The sequence below is a fragment of the Pseudonocardia sp. TRM90224 genome (assembly GCF_021245725.1).
GTDB lineage: Bacteria > Actinomycetota > Actinomycetes > Mycobacteriales > Pseudonocardiaceae > Pseudonocardia.
The window spans coordinates 1-19,537 of the sequence record NZ_JAJGSX010000080.1; the positions used below are offsets into that span (position 1 = coordinate 1).

Annotated in this window: 20 protein-coding genes; 12 read left to right on the forward strand and 8 right to left on the reverse strand. The window is 71.9% G+C overall.

Annotation, left to right across the window (positions count from 1 at the left end; all coding sequences use genetic code 11):
- On the forward strand, window positions 1-390 hold a 390-nt coding region (locus LL648_RS42650), incomplete at its 5' end, for an HNH endonuclease (protein WP_232668700.1).
- Here the strand turns inward: LL648_RS42650 and LL648_RS42655 are convergent.
- Window positions 383-817 carry a YybH family protein gene (locus tag LL648_RS42655; protein ID WP_232668701.1) on the reverse strand — a complete coding sequence of 145 codons (435 nt, stop codon included), beginning with the start codon at window positions 815-817 and terminating at the stop codon, window positions 383-385. The genes LL648_RS42650 and LL648_RS42655 overlap by 8 nt on opposite strands.
- A 10-nt stretch (window positions 818-827) precedes the next feature.
- The gene (locus LL648_RS42660) at window positions 828-1,643 is read right to left on the reverse strand and encodes a CPBP family intramembrane glutamic endopeptidase (RefSeq protein ID WP_232668702.1); all 816 of its coding nucleotides are present in this window, start codon (window positions 1,641-1,643) and stop codon (window positions 828-830) included.
- Window positions 1,644-1,777: 134 nt separating this feature from the next.
- Here LL648_RS42660 and LL648_RS42665 point away from each other — a divergent pair, with 134 nt between their 5' ends.
- A complete protein-coding gene (locus LL648_RS42665) occupies window positions 1,778-2,818 on the forward strand; it encodes an MsnO8 family LLM class oxidoreductase (protein WP_232668703.1) in 1,041 nt (346 codons plus the stop codon).
- Here LL648_RS42665 and LL648_RS42670 read toward each other — a convergent pair.
- The 3 genes from LL648_RS42670 to LL648_RS42680 are packed head-to-tail and all read right to left on the reverse strand — an operon-like array spanning window position 2,742 to window position 5,544.
- Complete coding sequence (locus tag LL648_RS42670; protein ID WP_232668704.1) at window positions 2,742-3,512, reverse strand: helix-turn-helix domain-containing protein; 771 nt, start codon at window positions 3,510-3,512, stop codon at window positions 2,742-2,744. The genes LL648_RS42665 and LL648_RS42670 overlap by 77 nt on opposite strands.
- A 21-nt stretch (window positions 3,513-3,533) precedes the next feature.
- The gene (locus tag LL648_RS42675) at window positions 3,534-4,823 is read right to left on the reverse strand and encodes a hypothetical protein (RefSeq protein ID WP_232668705.1); all 1,290 of its coding nucleotides are present in this window, start codon (window positions 4,821-4,823) and stop codon (window positions 3,534-3,536) included.
- On the reverse strand, window positions 4,816-5,544 hold the full coding sequence (locus LL648_RS42680) for a TetR/AcrR family transcriptional regulator (RefSeq protein WP_232668706.1): 729 nt from the start codon (window positions 5,542-5,544) through the stop codon (window positions 4,816-4,818). Before LL648_RS42680 ends, LL648_RS42675 begins: the two co-directional genes overlap by 8 nt.
- Window positions 5,545-5,676: 132 nt before the next feature.
- Here LL648_RS42680 and LL648_RS42685 point away from each other — a divergent pair, with 132 nt between their 5' ends.
- Both LL648_RS42685 and LL648_RS42690 read left to right on the forward strand, forming a co-directional pair.
- Window positions 5,677-7,185, forward strand: coding sequence for an APC family permease (locus LL648_RS42685; protein ID WP_232668707.1), 1,509 nt, complete (start codon window positions 5,677-5,679; stop codon window positions 7,183-7,185).
- Window positions 7,185-8,822, forward strand: a complete 1,638-nt coding sequence (locus tag LL648_RS42690; RefSeq protein WP_232668708.1) for an amidohydrolase — start codon at window positions 7,185-7,187, stop codon at window positions 8,820-8,822. Before LL648_RS42685 ends, LL648_RS42690 begins: the two co-directional genes overlap by 1 nt.
- Here LL648_RS42690 and LL648_RS42695 read toward each other — a convergent pair.
- Window positions 8,806-9,939: a serine hydrolase domain-containing protein gene (locus tag LL648_RS42695; protein WP_232668709.1), complete on the reverse strand. Its 1,134-nt coding sequence runs from the start codon at window positions 9,937-9,939 to the stop codon at window positions 8,806-8,808. The two genes, LL648_RS42690 and LL648_RS42695, sit on opposite strands and share 17 nt — an antisense overlap.
- A 124-nt stretch (window positions 9,940-10,063) precedes the next feature.
- On the opposite strand from LL648_RS42695, the gene LL648_RS42700 reads away from it, so the two are divergent.
- The 5 genes from LL648_RS42700 to LL648_RS42720 all read left to right on the forward strand — a co-directional run bounded on the left by LL648_RS42700 (window position 10,064) and on the right by LL648_RS42720 (window position 13,129).
- Window positions 10,064-10,531 carry a helix-turn-helix domain-containing protein gene (locus LL648_RS42700; protein ID WP_232668710.1) on the forward strand — a complete coding sequence of 156 codons (468 nt, stop codon included), beginning with the start codon at window positions 10,064-10,066 and terminating at the stop codon, window positions 10,529-10,531.
- A gap of 193 nt (window positions 10,532-10,724) precedes the next feature.
- Entirely contained in the window at window positions 10,725-11,411 is a 687-nt protein-coding gene (locus LL648_RS42705; protein WP_232668711.1) for a hypothetical protein, read from the forward strand.
- A gap of 70 nt (window positions 11,412-11,481) precedes the next feature.
- Complete coding sequence (locus tag LL648_RS42710) at window positions 11,482-12,024, forward strand: OsmC family protein (protein ID WP_232668712.1); 543 nt, start codon at window positions 11,482-11,484, stop codon at window positions 12,022-12,024.
- Window positions 12,025-12,055: 31 nt separating this feature from the next.
- The gene (locus LL648_RS42715) at window positions 12,056-12,355 is read left to right on the forward strand and encodes a cupin domain-containing protein (protein WP_232668713.1); all 300 of its coding nucleotides are present in this window, start codon (window positions 12,056-12,058) and stop codon (window positions 12,353-12,355) included.
- Window positions 12,356-12,514: 159 nt separating this feature from the next.
- Window positions 12,515-13,129, forward strand: coding sequence for a dihydrofolate reductase family protein (locus tag LL648_RS42720; RefSeq protein ID WP_232668714.1), 615 nt, complete (start codon window positions 12,515-12,517; stop codon window positions 13,127-13,129).
- Here LL648_RS42720 and LL648_RS42725 read toward each other — a convergent pair.
- Window positions 13,101-15,530 carry a hypothetical protein gene (locus tag LL648_RS42725; RefSeq protein ID WP_232668715.1) on the reverse strand — a complete coding sequence of 810 codons (2,430 nt, stop codon included), beginning with the start codon at window positions 15,528-15,530 and terminating at the stop codon, window positions 13,101-13,103. The genes LL648_RS42720 and LL648_RS42725 overlap by 29 nt on opposite strands.
- A gap of 121 nt (window positions 15,531-15,651) precedes the next feature.
- On the opposite strand from LL648_RS42725, the gene LL648_RS42730 reads away from it, so the two are divergent.
- Window positions 15,652-16,029, forward strand: a complete 378-nt coding sequence (locus LL648_RS42730) for a hypothetical protein (RefSeq protein WP_232668716.1) — start codon at window positions 15,652-15,654, stop codon at window positions 16,027-16,029.
- Between the two features lie 195 nt (window positions 16,030-16,224).
- On the forward strand, window positions 16,225-17,076 hold the full coding sequence (locus tag LL648_RS42735) for an LLM class F420-dependent oxidoreductase (RefSeq protein ID WP_232668717.1): 852 nt from the start codon (window positions 16,225-16,227) through the stop codon (window positions 17,074-17,076).
- A gap of 24 nt (window positions 17,077-17,100) precedes the next feature.
- Here LL648_RS42735 and LL648_RS42740 read toward each other — a convergent pair whose 3' ends face one another.
- On the reverse strand, window positions 17,101-18,903 hold the full coding sequence (locus LL648_RS42740) for an ABC transporter ATP-binding protein (RefSeq protein WP_305080829.1): 1,803 nt from the start codon (window positions 18,901-18,903) through the stop codon (window positions 17,101-17,103).
- A gap of 80 nt (window positions 18,904-18,983) precedes the next feature.
- On the opposite strand from LL648_RS42740, the gene LL648_RS42745 reads away from it, so the two are divergent.
- On the forward strand, window positions 18,984-19,421 hold the full coding sequence (locus LL648_RS42745; protein WP_232668718.1) for a MarR family winged helix-turn-helix transcriptional regulator: 438 nt from the start codon (window positions 18,984-18,986) through the stop codon (window positions 19,419-19,421).
- The last annotated feature ends 116 nt before the right edge of the window (window positions 19,422-19,537 follow it).

The window sequence follows — 19,537 nt, forward strand, 5'->3', positions numbered from 1 at the left end:
ATCACCACCAAAGACCTCCGCCAACTCGCCTGCAACGCCGCAGTCATCCCCATCGTCATGAACAGCGACAGCCAACCGTTGGACATCGGCCGCCTCTCCCGCGTCATTCCCGACGGAATGCGACGAGCCGTCGCAGCCCGTGACCGCGGATGCGCACGGTGTGGTCGCCCGGCGAGTTGGTGCGACGTCCACCATGTTATTGAATGGCAGAACGGCGGACCAACCGAAATCAACAACCTGGTAATGCTTTGCCGGATGCATCATAGGGAGGTCCATTCCACCGAATGGATCGTCCGGATGGTCGACGGCCTACCGGAGTTCATCCCACCCAGGTATGTCGACCCTGATCAAGTCCCGCGCCGAAGTCCGCACCATGTCTCCATCAACTGAGCTGCCGCTCGTCGACGGGTGGATAGTCGGCGTGCCGGTGCACGATCCACCACTCGCCGTCGATCCGCCGCAGGACGTGGGTGACGCGGATCGTCATCGGGAACGGGTCGCCGTTGTCGACGCGGACCTCGCCGCGCTCGAAGCCGACGGTGTAGGCGAGGTCGCCGCTCACCCCGATGACGTCGTGGCTGGGCACCAGCTCGCCGTCGGAGAAGCGGCTGCCCACCCAGTTGAACGTCGTGGTCACGGCGTTGTGGCCGCGCTCGATCGTGCCCCACGCGCCGAAGAGGGTGACGTCGGGCGTTCCCGCCCACAGCGCGGCGTACAGGGCCGGGTCGCCGGCGCCCATCTTGGCCAGCGCGGCCGCGACCTTGTCGAGGGTGCGGGCGAGGTCGGGCGGGATCGGGTCGCTGTCGGCGGTGGTCATCAACTTCGTTCTACCCCGGAAGACGACGCCAGGCCAGCAGCACGGCCGCGATCAGCGCCGACACGGCGAGGTACACCAGCCCGCCGACCACCGAGCCGGTTGCGGCGAGCAGGGCCAGCCCCATGTTCATGGTCAGGTGCATCAGCACCGCCGCGGGCGAACCACCGCGCAGCCGCTCCGACACGAACCAGAAGCCGACCGACAGCACCGGTGCGGTCCCGAAGAACAGCAGCGCCGCCACGGAGAACAGGCCCTTCGCCGACTGGCCCGTCCCGACCAGCAGGTACAGCGGGATGTGCCACAGGCCCCAGATCGTGCCGAGCACCAGCGACGTACCGGCAGGTGACAGGTGGCGGCGCAGCCGCGGCTGCGCGTACCCGCGCCACCCGAACTCCTCGGCGAGCGGGCCCGCGATCAGGAACAACGCCAGCATCGGCAGCACACCGCCCACGCTGGTGACGATGGTCGACACCGTCGCGGGGTCGAACGCCGGCGCTCCGAGCATCGGCGCCACGACGACGGTGATCACCGCGGGGGCGACACCGAGCGCGAGCGCAGCGGGCAGCCAAACCGGCGCCGCACTCCAGCGCACCACCCGCGCGCTGCGCCCACCAGCCACCCGAAGCACCAACGCCGCCAGACTCGGACCGCAGGCCCCGATGACGTACAGCCAGTAGACGACGGGGTCGGCGATTTTCCCGCCCAACGCCAGCGCAACGGCCCACAGCCCCCAGCTGATCCCGAACGTGACGGCGAAGAACGGCGCGAGGTCACGGATCCACGAGCCGGACGACTCGGATCGGGTGCGCAGAGCGTGCGATGTCATGTCGACATCCCATCGCCGAACCCCCGTCCGGACACTCCGGTGCGCCGCCGGAGACGGGTAGGGCAATCCCCCGGCCGTCAGCAATGCGGGTTTTTCCAAGCCACCCCGCAACCGCGTCGATAGCGTCGCCGGCGATGAGACTCTCGGTTCTGGACATCGCCCCCGTTGAAACGGGAGCGTCGACTGCCACCGCGTTGGCGGCGACGATCGCCTTGGCCCAGCAGGCCGACACGCTCGGCTGCACCCGCTTCTGGGTCGCCGAGCACCACGGCACGCCGAGCATCGCGAGCACGTCGCCCGCGGTGCTGCTCGCCGCCGTGGGGGCGGCGACACAACGCATCCGGCTGGGCGCGGGCGGCGTGCTCCTGCCGAACCACGCACCCATGGTCGTCGCCGAGCAGTTCCAGCTGCTCGACGCGCTCCATCCGGGAGCGATCGACCTCGGCATCGGCCGCGCACTGGGCGGCGACGCGGATCTGGCAACGGCGTTGCGCCGGCAACCGGACGAGCGTTTCCCCGCCGATTTCGACGAGCTGCTGGATCGGCTCAGGACGTCGGAGGAGGTTGCCGTGTGGATGCTCGGGTCCAGCAGCAGAGGTGCGCGGGCGGCGGGCGCACGCGGCCTCCCCTTCGCCTACGCGCACCATTTCCAGCCCGAAGGCACTGCCGAGGCCGTCCGCGCCTACCGGGAGTCGTTCGAGCCGTCCGATCGTTGCGCCGAGCCCTACGTCCTGATCTGCGTCAACACGGTCTGCGCCGACGACGACGCTGAGGCGAAGAAGCTCGCCGACCCCGGCCAGCTCGCGTTCCTGCGCGCGCAGGACGGCCAGGTGGGGCCCAACCCCACCGTCGCCCAGGCGCTCGCCCACGAGTGGACGCCGGACCAGCGGGCCTGGGCCGACCGGCGTCAGGCGCTGCAGGCGATCGGCGGCCCCGACACCGTGCGGAGGCGGTTGGCGGAGATCACCGCAGACGCCGACGAGCTGATGGTGATGAACACGATCGCCGACGCCCGCGCCAAGATCGCCTCGCTGGTCAGGGTCCGTGACCTGCTTGCCGAGCCGCCGCTCTCCAGGTGGTCACCCGCGGGGCGGTCGCTCACAGGGCGGACCCACCAAGGGCGGCGAGCAGCCGACTCGGCGAACGGCCGGCCAACGTCCGGAAGTCGCGGTTGAGGTGTGCCTGGTCCCAGTAGCCGCACTCGGCGGCGACCTCGCCCGCGCGACGACCGCTGGTGGCCAGCAGCCGGACCGCGCGGTGGAACCGGATGATGCGCGCGATCGTCTTGGGCGGCAGGCCGACGTGGTCGCGGAAGCGGGCCTGCAGGCCGCGGCTGCTCCAGCCGACGTCGCCGGCCAGATCCTCCATCGACACCGTTCCGGCGCTGCTGTGCAAGCGCCGGAACGCGTTCACGATCCCGCTGGGCGAGGAGTCGACGAGCCGGCGGGTCAGCCACGTGTCGAGGAGGGCGTAGCGCGCGGGCCAGTCGGGCGCGTCGGCGAGCCGCATGGCGAGCTGCGACGCCTCGCGGCCGAGCAGGGCCGACAGGTCGGTGTGCGCGTTGGCCAGCTCGTGCATCCCGGTGCCGAACAGCTCGCGCGCCCCCCACGGCGTCAACATCGTGGCCAGCGTTCGCTCCCGGCCGGGCAGCTGGAGCAGCGTCGGGCCGTCGTGCAGGCCCTTCACGGCCGACCGGCCCGTGTCGAACGAGATCGACATGACGATCCGGCAGTCCGGCACGCACCGGATCTGCCTGACCTCGGTCGGTTCGTCGGCGATGTAGCCGATCACGTACGGCGCCAGCCACGGCGCCGGGCGCCGGACACCCGCCATGGACCGACGCAGCCCGGTGATGATCTCCGACGACATTGTTTCCACGGTAGTCGGCGTTCAGTCCTGCCAGAAGAAGAGCAGGTCGTAGACCCGCAGCGACTGCCTATTTCCGAAGAAGTACACGGCCAGGCCCTCGAACCGGGTCGCGGCGAGGTCGTCGTCGATCTCCTGGAAGCCGGCCGCCACGAGGGCATCCAGGGCGCGGCCGACGGACTCGCGCTCGACGTCGGGCCCGCCGCTGACGTACGGGCCCAGCGTGCTCACGACAACATCACCGACCGCGGTCGAGATCACGTGGTAGGTGCCCCAGCCCGTGTCGTTCCAGTCGCCGGCGGAGACGGGCTCCCGCGGCAGCAGGGCCGCGTTCGCGAGCACCGCGACCGCGATGTGCAGCAGCTCAGCGACGTCCGGTGCGCCGGGAGGCGGCATGCAGGCCCGCTCGACCAGCCACAACGGGTCCGTGTCCGGCTGGCCGGGCCCGTACGTATCGAGGATGGCCGCGCGGACGTCGTCCGGAACGCCGGGCAGCGCGACCCGCGGCCGGCCGAGCTCCTCCCACGCCGGCCTGATGTCAGAGCCGCGGCCGGCCAGCACGGCCAGTGCCCAATACTGCACCGATCCGCCCCCGCGCCGCTCGGCCAGCCGCTGCAGCTCTGCCTGGTGGGCGTCGGTCGTGATCAATTGCTCGTACGCCGCGCGGGCGACCGATCTGCACGGGTCGGCGAGCGCCGGCGTGACGTCGTCGACCAGCCGCTGCGCCGCCAGCCGCCGGCCCACTGTCGAACCGCTGGTCAGCAGCTCTTCCGCAGAGGTTGCGCCGAGCCGCCCGACGACCGCACGCGGCCCGTGCCGCTCGACCAGCACGTCCAGGCCGTCCTGCCCGACCAGTGCCCGGTGCCGCCACGGGTCGGCGACGAGCTCGGCCAGCTCGTCGGCCGCGCTCAGGTCGGCGAGAACGCCCCGCGCCCGCATGATCGCGAGGTCCATGTCGTAGGGCTGCCCGGCCAGGGACTGAGTGCGAAGCCAGTCGAGCAGCACCCCCTCGTGCGGCGCCCCGGGCACGCTCAGCACGTCGAGCAGCGCCCCACGCACCTCCGTCTCCGCCTCCTCGTCGAACGCGCAGGCCAGCAGGTCACCGGCCCGCTCGGGTGGGACGCGCCCGGCCAGCGCTTCCGCGCAGCACCGACGGCGCCACCACGGCTCGGCCCCGTCCACCGCCAGTTCGACGAGCGGGCCGGGTGGCCACGCGCGCAGCAGCTCCACCGCCTCCGCCCGCATCCCGAAGGTCGCGATGTCGGAGGTTGCGGTCATCTCCCGGAGCCGTTCGCGGTCCTCGGCGTCACCCACCCGCCGATCGTGGCGTGCCGGAGGGCGGCCGGTCCACCTGCGTCGCCGCGCGGGCCTCGATCGCGTCGAGCAGCAGCTCGACGGTCAGCACGAACTGGTCTTCCTTCGTGACCTCCGCGAGCAGCGGGGCGACAGCGTTGATGCTCGGGTACCTCGCCGCCGGCAGCATGACGTACTCGCGGGCCCACGACTCCTCGTCGCGCTCCATGAGCGCGGGGTCGATGGTCCGGGTGGCCGCCTGGAACGCCGCCCAGGCCAGCACGGTGTCGACGAAGACCCGGTACAGGCTCGCGGCGCTGCGCCGGTCGAGACCGGCCTCGAGCATCGCGCCGATGATGACGTCGGCGCCGTGGAACTCCGACGGGCGGCGCATCGTGCGGGTGGCGACGAGCAGCGCGACGCGCGGATGGGCGACGAACGCGTCGCGGGTGGCATGGGCGAGCCGGGTGAGGCGCTCCCGCCAGGACCCGTCAGCGGTGCCGATCGATGCGCTCGCCTCGGCGTAGAGCCGGTCGCCCATGGCCAGGAGCAGGTCGTCCTTGTCGCGGAAGTGCCGCAGGACCGCCGTCGGGGCCGCGCCGAGCTCGCGTCCGAGCCGCTTGAAGGTGAGCGCCGCACCGCCGTCGGCGTCGGTGACCTTCAGTGCGACGTCGAGTATCCGGTCGGCCGTCAGCGAGGCCCGCGTGCGTTCGGAGGCGGAGGTGGGCTCAGCCGGCGACATGTCGCCAGTCTTGCAGACGGACAGAATTATGTGAACGGCATTGTGAACGTCATTCACTTGAGGCATGCTGACGGCGCTCTGCCGCACTCTCCGCGCTGCGCTCTCCGCCCTGCCACACACGGGAGTCCCCACATGAGCAGTCCCGGCCAGGAGTCCCCTCCACAGCAGCTGCCCCGCCGCGTCAGCACCCTCGGCGGGCTGGCGCTCGCCGTCTCGAACGTCGGCCCGACCATCTCCATCGGCGTCGGGCTCGGCATCATCGCCTCCGTCGCGGGGCCACAGATGCCGATCGTGTTCGTGCTGGCGTTCCTGCCGATGCTCGGCATCGCCGTCTCCTACATGTACCTGAACCGGGAGGAGCCCAACTGCGGCACGGCCTACGTGTGGCTGCGCACCGCGTTCAGCCCGTGGATCGGCTACCTGACGGGCTGGGTGGTCGTGTGCGGGGGCGTCATGTTCCTCGCATACGGCGCCCCGCTGGCCGGGCGCGTCACGCTGGCGATGCTGCAGTCGATCGGGGTGTCCGCGATCGGCCCGCTCGCGGTCGACCCCGATTCGAACGCCGCCTGCACGATCATCGGGCTGCTGTGGTTGCTGCTGGTCACCGCGCTCGCCGTGCGCGGCACCGACCTCGCCGTGCGCACGCAGCTGGTGCTCGTCGTCTTCGAGATCATCATCGTCGGCGGGCTCGGGGTGGTGGCGTTCGTCGCCGGCGACGCCTCGCCGGTGCAGGCGAGCTGGTTCGACCCGGCCCAGCTGCCGCCCGGGCAGGCGTTGGCGACCAGCCTGGTGCTGGCGGTCTTCGTCTTCTGGGGCTGGGACAGCTCGTTCAGCGTCACGGAGGAGACCCGGCACCCAGCCCAGTCCAGCAGGGCCGGCTTCGCCACGCTCTTCCTCGTCCTCGGGCTGTTCATCTTCGCCGCGCTGGCCTTCCAACGCGCGCTGACCCCGCAAGAGCTCGTCGAGCAGGGCCCGCTCGGATTGCCCTACCTCGGCCAGAAGCTGCTGGGCGTCCCCGGCGAGGTGCTCGCCACCGCGGCGCTGCTGCTCTCGACGGTGGCCGTGCTGCAGTCGGTGGTGATCGCCTCCAGCCGCATGACGCTGGCGATGGGCCGCGACCGCACGCTGGGGCAGCTGTGGACGCGGCTGCACCCCCGCTACGGCACGCCGGCCGGTGGGACGATCGCCGTCGCGGTGATCTCCGCGGTGCTGTCGGTGCTCGCGCTCGCCCTCGGGCCGCTGCAGACCGTGATCACCGGGCTGGTGACCGCGATCGGGCTGCTCGTCTCGCTGCAGTACGGCTTCGCCGGGCTCGCGGCGGCGTGGCGCTTCCGCGGCTGGCTCACCACGGCACCGGCGCGCGCACTGCTGGCCGTGGTGCTGCCGGCGCTCAGCGCGGTGTTCCTGCTCGCGCTCGGCGGCTACCTGTTCTGGCTGCAGGCCACCTCGACCGACCACTTCGCGTTCGACGCGACCAACGGCTGGTTCCTCAACGCCGTCCCGCTGGGTGTGCTGGTGCTGGGTCTGCTGCTCGCCGCCTACACGCGGTTCGTCCGCAAGGCCCCGTACTTCTCGCCGCGCAGCGCCGCGCCGGCCGTCGCCACCCCCTCACCGCTCGTGATCCAGGAGGCCGAACGCTGATGGAGCCCGATCTCGTCCTGACCGGCGGCACCGTCCACGTCGACGCCGAGCGGTCGGCGCAGGCGCTCGCGATCCGCGGCGACCGCGTGCTGGCCGTCGGCGCCCAGGATGACGTGCTGGCGGCCGCGGGCCGGAGCGCGCGCCGCATGGATCTCGACGGGCGCACCGTCGTCCCGGGGTTCATCGACGCGCACGTCCACCCCGTGCCGGCCGGGCTCGCCCTCATGCAATGCACGCTCGAAGGCGCGCTCGACGCCGCCGATGCCCTGCTGCGCGTCGGCCGGTACGCCGAGACGCATCCCGAGCTGCCGTGGATCGTGGGATCCGGCTGGTCGATGGAGTGGTTCTCGGCTGGCACACCGTCACGGCACGACCTCGACAAGGTCGTTCCCGACCGGCCGGCCATCCTCCTCAACCGCGACGGCCACGGCGCCTGGGTCAACTCGGCGGCGTTGCGGCTGGCCGGGATCGACGCCGGCACCGCCGACCCCGCCGACGGCCGCATCGAGCGCGAACCCGACGGCAGCGCGCAGGGGACGCTGCACGAAGGCGCCGTCGACCTCGTCTCCCGGCATCAGCCGAGCCTCGGTGAGGACGACGTCGTCGCGGGGCTGCTCGCCGCGCAGCGGCACCTGCACTCGCTGGGCGTGACCGGCTGGCAGGACGCGCTGGTCGGCGAGTTCAGCGCGTTCCCGAACCCGCTGCCCGCCTACCGGCGTGCGGTCGCCGACGGCGCGCTGACCGCACATGTCGTCGGCGCGTTGTGGTGGGACCGCGCCCGTGGGCTCGAACAGATCGACGACCTGCGGGAACTCCGGACCGAGACGGACGGCGGGCCGTTCCGCGCGACCAGCGTCAAGATCATGCTGGACGGGGTGGCCGAGAACTTCACGGCGGGCATGCTCGACCCCTACCTCGACGCCTGCGGCTGCCCGACCGCGAACACGGGCCTGTCGCACGTCGATCCCCAGGTGCTCGACGAGGCGGTGGTCCGGCTCGACGCGCTGGGCTTCCAGGTGCACTTCCACGCGTTGGGCGACCGTGCGGTGCGGCAGGCCCTCGACGCCGTCGCGGCCGCGCGGCGCGCCAACGGCGCCCGGGACAACCGCCACCACCTCGCGCACCTGCAGGTCGTGCACCCCGACGACGTGCCGCGCTTCGGCGAGCTCGGGGCCACGGCCAACGTCCAGGCGCTGTGGGCCGTGCACGAGCGGCAGATGGACGAGCTGACCATCCCGTTCCTCGGCGCCGAGCGGGCCGCCCGCCAGTACCCCTTCGCCGACCTGCTCGCGACGGGCGCGCGGATGTGCGCGGGCAGCGACTGGCCGGTCAGCTCGGCGAACCCGCTCGACGCGATGCACGTGGCGGTGAACCGGCGGGCCCCGGGCAAGCGGACCGGGCCGGCGTTCCTGCCCGGCCAGTCGTTGAGCGCCCGGCAGTTCCTCGACGCGTACACGGCCGGTTCGGCGTGGATCAACCACGCCGAGCACGAGACCGGCAGGCTGGACGTCGGCATGCTCGCCGACTTCGCCGTGCTCGACGGCGACCCGCTGACCGTCGCCCCGGACCGCATCGGCGACACGCGGGTGACGGCGACGTACGTCTCGGGGCGGGCGGTCTTCACGGCCGACCGGTAGCACGCGCCAGATCGAGGAGGTTCAGCGTCAGGTCCGGTTCGAGGTCTTCGAGGTTCCAGTCCGGCTCCCGGTAGGCGGAGTTGCTGACCCAGAACGACATGACGGCATCGTCGGGCGAGCTGTCCAGCGACCGCGCGTACATGGCGAACGCCCAGTCGTTGCCGCCGTCGTGCCGCGCGACCCGACCGTGGTCGGTGTCGACGATCCCCCAGCCGTACGCGTAGGACTCCTGGGAGCCCGGCTCCGCGACGTGCGGGGTGAACAGCGCCGACCTCGCGTTTGCGGAGAGGACGGTGTCGTCGGTCAGCGCGCGGTGCCACCGGAACATGTCGCGTGCCGTCGACAGGATCCCGCCGTTGCCGCGCAGGTTCCAGTACGGCCCGTCCGCAGCCCACGGGCGCTCGTCCGGCCGGCCGCGGTCGACGCCCTGCGGGTCGTACTCGACAGCGACCCGCTCGCGTTCCCACTGCGGGAGCACGTACCCGGTGCTGGTCATGCCGGCCGGGCCGAACAGGTGGGTGGCCAGGAACTGCTCGTAGCCGACGCCGGACACCTCCTCGACGATCGCGGCGAGCACGCTGTAGCCGAGGTTCGAGTAGTGGAACCGCTCCCCCGGCGTCGAGACCAGCGGCGAAGCCAGCGCACCGGCAATCATCGCGTCGCGGGACAGCACGTCGTAGTCGTCGCCCATGCCCTCGACCAGCCCGGAGGTGTGCGTCAGCAGGTGGTGGAGGGTGATCCGCTGCTTGTCGGCCGGCACCGGCCCGACGTAGGTGCTGATCGGGTCCGACACCCGCAGCCGGCCCATCATCTCCAGCTTCAGGACCGCCGCGGCCGTGAACTGCTTGGTGATCGACATGACGTCGTACGCCGTGTCGCAGGTGGCGGCGATCCGCGCCTCGCGGTCGGCCAGGCCGAAGCCGTCGCAATGGACGATCCGGTCGCCGTGCGCGGCGATGACGGTGCCGCCGGGCCCGGCCGGCAGCGTCCGCTCCAGCAGGTCGGCAACCGGATCGGCGGCCGGATCGGCGGACAGATCGGCACCGGCGGGCGCGCACGCGACCGTCCCAACCACAACCGCGACGAGCAGCGCACCGGTGCGGATCCGGCCCAGCATGTGACCTCCAGGAGCGGTTCATCAGGGAGTCACACGCTGGCCGGCATGATCGGGAGGAAGCAACGCGTTCGCGTGTTCGGGTTCGTTCGGAACGCCGTTCAGCGAGCTCACGAGGGGGATCAGCATGCAGACCACTCCGATGACCACAGCGCCGATGAGCACAGCGCCGTCGCCCACCGGAGCCACCGACGCGGCCGCGTTCGTCGCCGAGCTCCGACGGCTCAAGGCATGGTCGGGGCGCAGCTTCCGGCAGCTCGAACGCCAGGCCGCCGCCGCGGGCGACTCGCTGCCCGCCTCCACCGTCGCCACCATGCTCGGCCGCAACCGGCTCCCGCGCGAAGAGCTCCTGCTCGCCTTCCTGCGCGCGTGCGGTCTCGACGGGGACGCCCGGCAGCCGTGGTTGGAGGTGCGCGCGACGATCGCCGGCGGGGCGGCGCCGACTGTGCCCACGCCACAGCGGCCGACACGGTGGCGGACTGTCGTCGCGGCCGTCGCCGCCCTGGTCATCGCCTTCGCCGGCGGAGCCGCATTCACCGCGGGCATCGGCGCCACCACAACCTCCGAACAGGAGGTCACGGTCGCCGTGCCGTGACAGCAGGAGATCCGCGCGCAACGGGCATGGTCCGGCCAGGCCGCCCCGGTCACGCTGCCTGCACACGGCACAGGATCGGAGAGCCATGAACGCAGCGGTACGGGCGACGGTGAGGCGGACAGCACTTGCCCTCACCATGGGGTTGGCCCTCGTTCTCGGCTCGAGCGGCACCGCGTCGGGAGCACCCGGCCTGGTGCCCGAACCGAACGACCCCGAGGTCGTCGAGGCCGTCGCCGCCGCGGTGGTGCCCAGCATCAAGAGCGTGACCGCGCGGGCCGACGTGCCGGGCGGGATACCGGACGCCGCGGGCATCACGGTCACCATCCTGTCGGGCACGACCCAGCTGGCGAGCCAGCCCTACACCGACCTGAAGGGCGCCCACCCGAGGGTCGACCTGCCGGCTGAAGAAGGCCGGATCCGCACCGTCGACCTCACGATCAAGGTCAGCAACGGACGGCACACCGTCACGATCCCCTGGACGGCGCAGGTCCGGCCGCTCTACCGGATCGTCGTCTCCGACCTGCGCCTCAAGCGGACCGCAACACCGCGCTGCGACCCGGACGGCTCGATGCAGGTGGTCGCACGGTGGGTCGGCCCCGACGGCACACCGCACGAGGCGAGCGGCACGTCCCCCGATCGCGTCTACCACTTCCCGGAGTTCGTCACAACGCTCACCGACGTCGACGTGACCGGCGCCTTCTCGATGGACTGGTACGAGCAGGACCCCGGCGAGCCGGTGCCACCGCAGAACTTCGTGACGGCGCCGCTGGCGTTCGCGGCCAGCCCGACCCTCGTGGGGCACGGGCAGCTGAAGGAGGGTGGCGGCGACTGCGCAGGGCGGCTGAGCTACAGCTACACCTGGACGCTCCGGACGTTCTGACGGCCCATCAGGTAGGCAAAGGGGGCTCGGCCCGGCAAGGTGCAAGTGACCGAGCCGACCAGGAGCCCCCATGACCGTCGACGCGACCGGACGGGACGAGGCGCTGTGCGCCATCCTCGACGCCACCGCCGCGAAGCTCACCGACCAGCCCGAACGGGCCCACATCCGGTTCAGCGCGTCCGGCACCGGCGGGGAGGGCGTCCGCTCGCACATCCGCATCGGCAACCACATCCTGCTGGTCGACGAGCCGCCGGCACTGGGCGGCGACAACGAGGCCCCGAACCCGGTGGAGACCGCCCTGGCCGCGCTGCTCTCGTGCCAGGTCGTGACCTACCGGGTGTGGGCGGCGAAGCTCGGCGTCCCGCTCGACGACATCGGCATCGACGTCCAGGGTGATCTCGACGTGCGCGGCTTCTACGGCTTCGACGACACCGTCCGGCCCGGGTTCGGCGACGTGCGGGTGACCGTCACGCTCTCCGGTCCGGCCGAAGCGGCCGAGTACCGCAGGCTCGCCACCGCGGTCGACGCGCACTGCCCCGTCCTCGACCTGTTCCGCAGCACCACCCCGGTGACGACCACGCTCGTCACCGGTCAGGACGCAACCGACGTTTGACGCCTACCCCCTCCCGTTGAAGCATGGCGGGATGAGCGACGGCAGCGTTGAAGGTCACGAGATCGGCGCCGGGGTATCGATCATCCGTGAGAGCACGGACGTCGTCGGCTCCGGCCCGCGGCTGCACCAGCACCCATATGCGGAGACGTTCGTGATCATTCGGGGCCGCGCCCTGTTCACGATCGGCGACGAGCAGCGTGAGGGCAGCGGCGGCGACATCCTCGTCGTCCCGGCGAACACACCGCACAAGTTCGCGGTGCTCGGCCCCGATGTCTACGAGGCGGTGCACATCCACGAGAACGACCGCTTCGTCACCGAGTGGCTCGAGTAGCCCGCAACTTCCCCACCGATTTGGGTGGATGCGCGCTCCGCGAGCGCGCATCCGCCCAAAACGGTGGGGAGATCGGGTGCGTGGGCGACCGACCGATGAGTTCCGGCTCCGCGCCGGTCTACCGTTCGGACCCACCTCGCTGACGAAAGGACCACGGCAATGGCGAAGGTCATCTCCACCCTGTTCATCTCCGCCGACGGAGTCGCCGAGATCGACCCCGACTGGCACTTCCCGTACTTCGACGAGAACATGGGCCGCGCCGTCACCGAGGACTACGCAACCTCCGACGTGCTGCTCCTCGGCCGCGAGACCTACGACAGCTTCGCCGGCGCGTGGCCCGACCGCGAGACCGCCGGGGAGGCTGACGCGGCGATGGGCAAGCAGCTCGGCGACCTGCGAAAGATCGTCGTCTCGCGCCAGCAGCTGGAGTTCACCTGGCGCAACTCCGAGCTGCTCGACGGGCCACTCGTCGAGACCGTCACGGCCCTCAAGGCCGACCCGGGCATCACCGGCATCCTCATCCCCGGTTCGATCTCGGTCGTGCAGCAGCTGCTCGCCGCCGGGCTGGTCGACGAGCTGCGCCTGCTGGTGCACCCGGTGGCCGCACGCAAGGGCCGCAAGCTCTTCGACGACGGCGAGGCGCCCTACCACCTGCAGGTCACCGCGACAGAGGTGTTCCCGACCGGCGTGATCCGCGTGATCTACGCGCCCTCCGAGCCGCCGGCCGCCACCGGCTACGACGACATCAAGGACCAGGTGCCGGCACCCGAGTAGGCGCGTCCAGCACCTCACGCAGCTCCTCCGCGGCCGCGCGGTAGGCCGGCTCCACCCAGTAGTCGGAGTGCCCGCGGCGGCACGGGTCCGGCATCGCGGGCTGGTCGTCGACGCCCGGGATCGCGCCGCCGATCGGGTCCGTCTCGCGGTGCAGGTTGCGCCAGCGGATCCGGTCGCCGGTGCGCAGCCGGTCGGCCAGCGCCGCCGTGGTCTCGGCGTTGACGTGCGCGGGGAAGAACTCGGCGTAGAGCCGGTTCCACGGCGACCCGTAGCTGAGCATCGCCAACCCCGGCCGCGACGCCCCGTCGAGCAGCGCTGCCCCGGCGATCACGGCGCCCTGGCTGTGCGGGGCGAGCAACAACCGGTGCCCCGCCACGGCGAGGTCGGCGTCGAGCTGCGCGGCCAGCTGCGGCACGGCGCGGTCGGCGTACGTCGGCGGGGCGAGCGGGTGGAACCACCGCGGCCAGAAGGTGCCCACGTCCCACAGCACGCCGACCCCACGCCGCACACCCTGGTTGCGGAGCCCGCCGTAGATGCGGGTCAGCAGCGCCGCGGTCGGGAGGAGGATCGCAACGTCCATCGCGAAGTCGTCGAACGTGCGGGGCGGCAGCGGCACGTCGAGCACGTCGATGTGCCAGCCGTTGCGGGCCGCGACCGTGACCAGCGCGACCGCCCCGGCGACGGCCAGCAGCCCGAGCACCCGGTACACCCACATCCGGCCCGCCGGCGTGCCCGCCCGGCGCCGGGCGGCCGCCGGCATGGTCCATGCCAGCACGAACGCGCCCACCACCACGGGCCCGACGATCAGGGCCACGACCACCCACGCGATGGCCACGGGGAACTCCGTCGCCGACGGCAGTCCGCCCGGCAGGGCCAGTGTGATGCCGACGCCGATACCGGCCAGCACGAAACCGGTGCCGCCCAGCAGCGCGGTGATCCAGGTCGCGGAGCTGGTCAGGGTCGGCGGCACGGTCCGCCACCGACCCAGGCCGCGCTTCGCGAGCAGCGCGACGACCCGGACGGCCGTCACGCCGATGACGACGGCGAGGCTCGTGGTCACCCCGATCGCGAGCCACGAGACGTGGCTGCCGACCACCAGGCAATCCGGGCCTTCGACGCAGTCGCCGTCGACGAGCCGCGTGGTCTGGCCGGCGAGCCCCGCCCCGAACGCGGCGCCGATGCTGGCGGCCAGCAGGAGCACGCTGGGCGCGTTGGCCGCGCGCCGGTCGCGCCGGTCGCGCCTGACGAGCAGGCCGAGCACGAGCAGCGCCACCGTGCCCGCCAGTGTCCCGGCCGCCACCCACGCGGCGGCGCCACGCAGCGCCGGCAGCGTCGTCCACATGGTGTCGGTCTCCGGCGACAGCCCGATCGGGGCCACTGCGGCGAACGCGACACCGAACGCCGCGATCATCCAGACGACGTGCCTGGTCAGACCCATTACGGCGGCCATACCGCGCCTGCCGTCGCCGAGGCTGATCGCGGCCAGCAGTCCCACGACGAGCACACCCGCGCCACAGGCCAGCCCGAACGCCAGCCATCGTGCGGCCGACCAGATGCCCTCGACGGTCCCGGACGGCCACGCCGCCAGCACCCCGATCGTCGCCAGGCCGCCGGCGAGGTGCAGGCGGCGCAGCGTGACGTTGATGCCGGGGCTGTTCCACAGCAACGTCTGGCGGCGCTGCAGGAAGCCGAACCCGACCGGGTCGCGCTGGTCCGTCCACGGGTCGCGGGAGAGCTGCGGGCGCAGCCGGATGCGGGTCAGCACCACAACCCCCGCGAACACCGCAGCGGTGCCGACCGGGCCCAACCCGACCGTCCACACCGGCCATCCCAGCTTGTGGTGCAGCCACTGCCACACCAGCAGGTCGGCGACGGCGAGCTGGACCGACACGACGAACACCACGGTCACGAGCAGCCCGACCAGCCTGACCAGCAGCATCGAGTGGCGCAGCGACCGGTCGCGGTAGCCGGGATCGGTGTCGTCGCCGTTGCCGGCGCCGACGTTCGGCTTGGCGTACGACGCGGCGGGGGTGGCGATCTGGCGGGTGAGCAGCATCCAGCCGGCCAGGTTCGCGATCATGAACGGCAGCAGCAGGACGTAGAACGCCTGGTACCAGTGCCCGGACGTGAGCGAGCCCCACGACCACGCCCGCAACACGGGGTCGGTGGTCGGCGCGTGCCAGACCGAGATGTCGCCCGGCTGGGGCTGCTCGCCGCACCCGGTGGCGGGCCGCACCACGTCCACCGCGCCGAGCCGGGCTTGCAGGCCGAGCATGCTCTCCGCGGAGCTGCCGGCCACCCCGTGCACACGCATCTCGTGGTACTCGCCCGGCCCGAACGGGGGCAGGTCGACCGCCTTGCCGACCTCAGGCGGTCCGGCCCCGTCGCTTGCCCCGTCCATCGCCATTGCTCGCCCTTCCTCCGAAGGCCCCCGGCACACGATGATGAGCCAGCAGGACGCGCCGGTGATACCTCGGCAACGATCGGCGGCCCATCGGGGCACTCCCGCTACGGTCGGGCAGATGGACACCACCGCAGCGCGGCCCCGGGTACTGGTGATCGGACTCGACCCGCATCGCGTGCCCGGCTCGTGGGACCCGGCGCCCGTCGTCGAGGCGATCGCGGCGGGCATGGCTCGCTTCGCCGATGCCGGCGTCGGGGTCGCGACCTGCTGGTTCGGGCTCGATGGGAGCGACGACATCGAGGCCGTCGTGACCGAAGCGCTCGGCAGCAGGGCGTGGGAGGTGGTTGTCGTCGGTGGCGGCGTCCGCAAGCCCGACGAGCTGCTGGAGCTGTTCGAGCGGATCGTCAACCTCGTGCGCCGGCACGCACCCGACGCCGCCATCGCCTTCAACAGCTCCCCCACCGACACCTACGAGGCGGCGGCGCGCTGGCTCTGAGGTAGATGACAGCATCGAGTTGCCACGGACGACTCGAACCGGATCGCCCGACGACGGGGCTCCACTCGCCGTCGATCGCGCTTGCCGTCGACGAACTCCGGGGCAGCCCGCACGCCGCGCTGTGCCCGTCGTGCAAGATCACGGACTGTTGCTGAGGCAGTAGCGTCGGCATCGAAGATCGATGCGGAGGTTCATATGGTGTCGAGCGGCCTCGACTTCGCCCTGTACGGCCTGCACCGGGGCAGTAGTGCGGACCCGACCACGATGGTGAGGCGCGCGCGTCTGGCCGAGGAGGCCGGCTTCGAGTCGCTGTGGGTCGGCGACCACATCGCGCTGCCGGTGGATGCGTCCGATCCCGCTGACCAGCCGCGCATCGAAGCGGTCGTGGCACTCTCGTTCCTCGCCGCGGCCACCAGCCGGGTGCGCCTCGGCTTCGGGGTCATCGTGCTGCCACAGCGGCAGCCCGTGCTGCTGGCCAAGCAGGTCTCGTCGATCGACGCGCTCTCGCAGGGTCGGCTGATCGTCGGGGTCGGCGCCGGTTATCTGGAGCCGGAGCTGCGCGCGCTCGGCGTGCCGCTCGCGGAGCGAGGTGCACGCACCGACGAGTACCTCGCCGCGATGCGCGCACTGTGGGGTGCCGAGACGCCGTCGTTCGACGGGCGGTTCGTCTCCTTCGCCGGTGTGCTGGAGCGCCCGCTGCCGGCGCAGCGACCACATCCGCCGATCGTGATCGCCGGTCACTCGGCGGCCGCGTTCCGCCGCGCCGTCGAGCAGGGCAACGGTTGGTACGGCTGGGAGTTGAGCGTCGACGAAACAGCGAGCGCGCTCGCCGCGCTCGGCCGGGCAGCGCAACGGCACGAGCGCCCGGCGGCACTCGGCGACCTCGAGGTCACGATCACCCCACCGGGCCCGATCACCGTGGAGACCGCTCGACGGTATGCCGAGATCGGTGTCCGGCGCCTTCTCCTCCAGCCGGACACGATGGACGGCACGGCGATGGACGAGTTGATCACGACGACGGGAGACACGCTCATCGGCGCTGTGTGACCGCTCGGTCGAGCCCGTTCCCCTTCACGCAGCCAGGCTCGCGTACCGGCCGTTGTCCTCCAGCAGGCTCTCGTGCGTGCCGGTCTCCGTCACGCGGCCGTGGTCGATCACCGCGATCCGGTCGGCGTCGCGGACGGTGGAGAGCCGGTGCGCGATCGTGATCGTCGTGCGGCCCTCGGCAAGCTGGTCGAAGGCGTGCTGGACGGCCCGCTCGGTCTCGGTGTCGAGCGCGCTGGTGGCCTCGTCGAGCACGAGGACGCGGGGGTTGCGCAGCAGCGTCCGCGCGATGGCGATGCGCTGCTTCTCCCCACCGGAGAAGCGGTGGCCGCGCGAGCCGACCATCGTGTCGTAGCCGTCGGGCAGGCCGGCGATCAGCTCGTGCACCTGCGCGGCACGCGCGGCCGCCTCGATCTCGGCGTCGGTGGCGTCCGGCTTGGCGTAGCGCAGGTTCCCGCGCACGGTCGTGTGCAGCAGGTAGGTCTCCTGGCTCACCACGCCGACGATCGCGGCGAGGTCGGCGAGGCGCATGTCGCGCAGGTCGATGCCGTCGATCGTGATGCGTCCCGCGCTCGGGTCGTGGAGGCGCGCGACGAGCGCGGCGAGCGTGCTCTTGCCGGAACCGGTCTCGCCGACGAGCGCCAGCGTTGTGCCTGCGGGGACGTCGAGGCTGACGCCGGCCACCGCGGCGGCGTCGCTGCCGGGGTAGGTGAAGGTGACGTCCTCGATGCGGACGTGGCCGCGCACGCGGGTCGGGTCGACGTCGACCGGCGCTGCCGGGTCGTCGACCTCGACGGGCAGGTCGAGGTACTCGAAGATGCGGGCGAACAGCGCGAGCGAGCTGACCAGCGTCACACCGACGTTGAGCAGGCCCATCAGCGGCCGGTACAGCCCGTTCTGCAGTGTGGTGAAGGCGATCAGGGTGCCGATCGTCATCGCGCCCGCCGTCATCGGCAGGCCGGCGCTGAGGTAGATGACGGCCGGCACGGCCGCGAAGATCACGCTCATCGAGGCCATCCGCCAGCGGCCGGCCAGCTCGGAGCGCAGCTCGAGGTCGGTCAGCCGCGCCGACGACCCGGTGAAGCGCTCGATCAACGCGGGTGCGGCGCCCATCGTCTTGCTCAGCTGGATACCGCTGATCGACAGGCTCTCCTCGATGGTGACGTTGAGGTCGGCGAGCTCGCGCTGCTGCTGCGCGGTGACGGTGCGGCGCATCCGCGCGACGCGGCGGGTCAGGTAGATCGCGGGCGGCATCACGACCAGGGAGATGAGGGTGAGCTGCCACGACAGCGCGAGCATCGCGACGACGGTGGCGACCACGGTCGTGAGGTTCGCGGCGATGGAGGTCGCGGTCGAGGTGACCACCGACTGCATCCCGCCGATGTCGTTGGTGATCCGCGACTGCACCTCGCCGGTGCGGGTGCGGGTGAAGAAGGCGAGCGACTGGCGCTGCAGGTGGGCGAAGACGTCGGTGCGCAGCCCGTGCATGATCCGCTGGCCGACCCTGGTGCTGATCCAGGTCTGCAGCACGCCGAACGCGGCGGTCAGGGCGGCGACGGCGACCATGCCGGAGGTCAGCCAGATCAGCAGCGTGACGTCGCGCTCGGGGAGTGCGACGTCGATGGCCTCACGCAGCAGGAACGGCGATGCCATCCCGACCACCGACGAGGCGATGATCAGGGTGGTGACGACCGTGAGCGGCCAGCGGTGCGGGGTGAAGAGCCGGAAGATGCGCCGCAGCGACACCTCGCGGGCCAGTGCCTTCTCGGCGGCGGTGACGCCCCTGCGCTCGTCGGACTTGCGCGGGCGGTTGTGTGGTTCGGGTTCCAAGTGGGTTCCTCTCGTCCAGCAAGATTACTGAGGTTACCTCATCATGAGGGAACAACAACACTTCCTGGTAGTTTTGTTCCGTGAGCGACGAGACGCTGGCCGAGGCGTTCTGGGCGGTCGCGAGGCAGCTGCGCCTGCGGGCCCGGGAGACGTTGACGCCATGGGAGATCACGCCTGCGCAGTCGCGGGCGATGATGACCTTGCTGCGGCACGGCACGATCCGGCTGAGCGCGCTCGCCGACCATCTCGGCATCGCGCCGCGCTCGACCACCGAGGTCGTCGACGCCCTGCAGGACCGCGGGCTAGTCGAGCGGCAGCCCGACCCGCAGGACCGCCGCGCCACCCTCGTCGTGCTGACCCCCGGCGGTTCGGAAGCCGCACAGGCGATGCGGGAGGCACGCGCGGCCGAGAGCGAGAGCTTCTTCAACGAGCTGAACGCCGAGGACCGCGCCGACCTCACCCGGATCCTGGGCACGCTGCGCCAAGGCGCGACGGCGGCGGGGAAGCAGCGCGGCTGACCGGAACCCGGCCCGTACGGCGCTGGGCGAGGTTCAGGAAAAGTCCGCCATGGCCCTCTGGGCCGCCACGAGGGATGAGAATCCGTGGGGGCGCGGCTCGCGGAACGGCCGCGGCC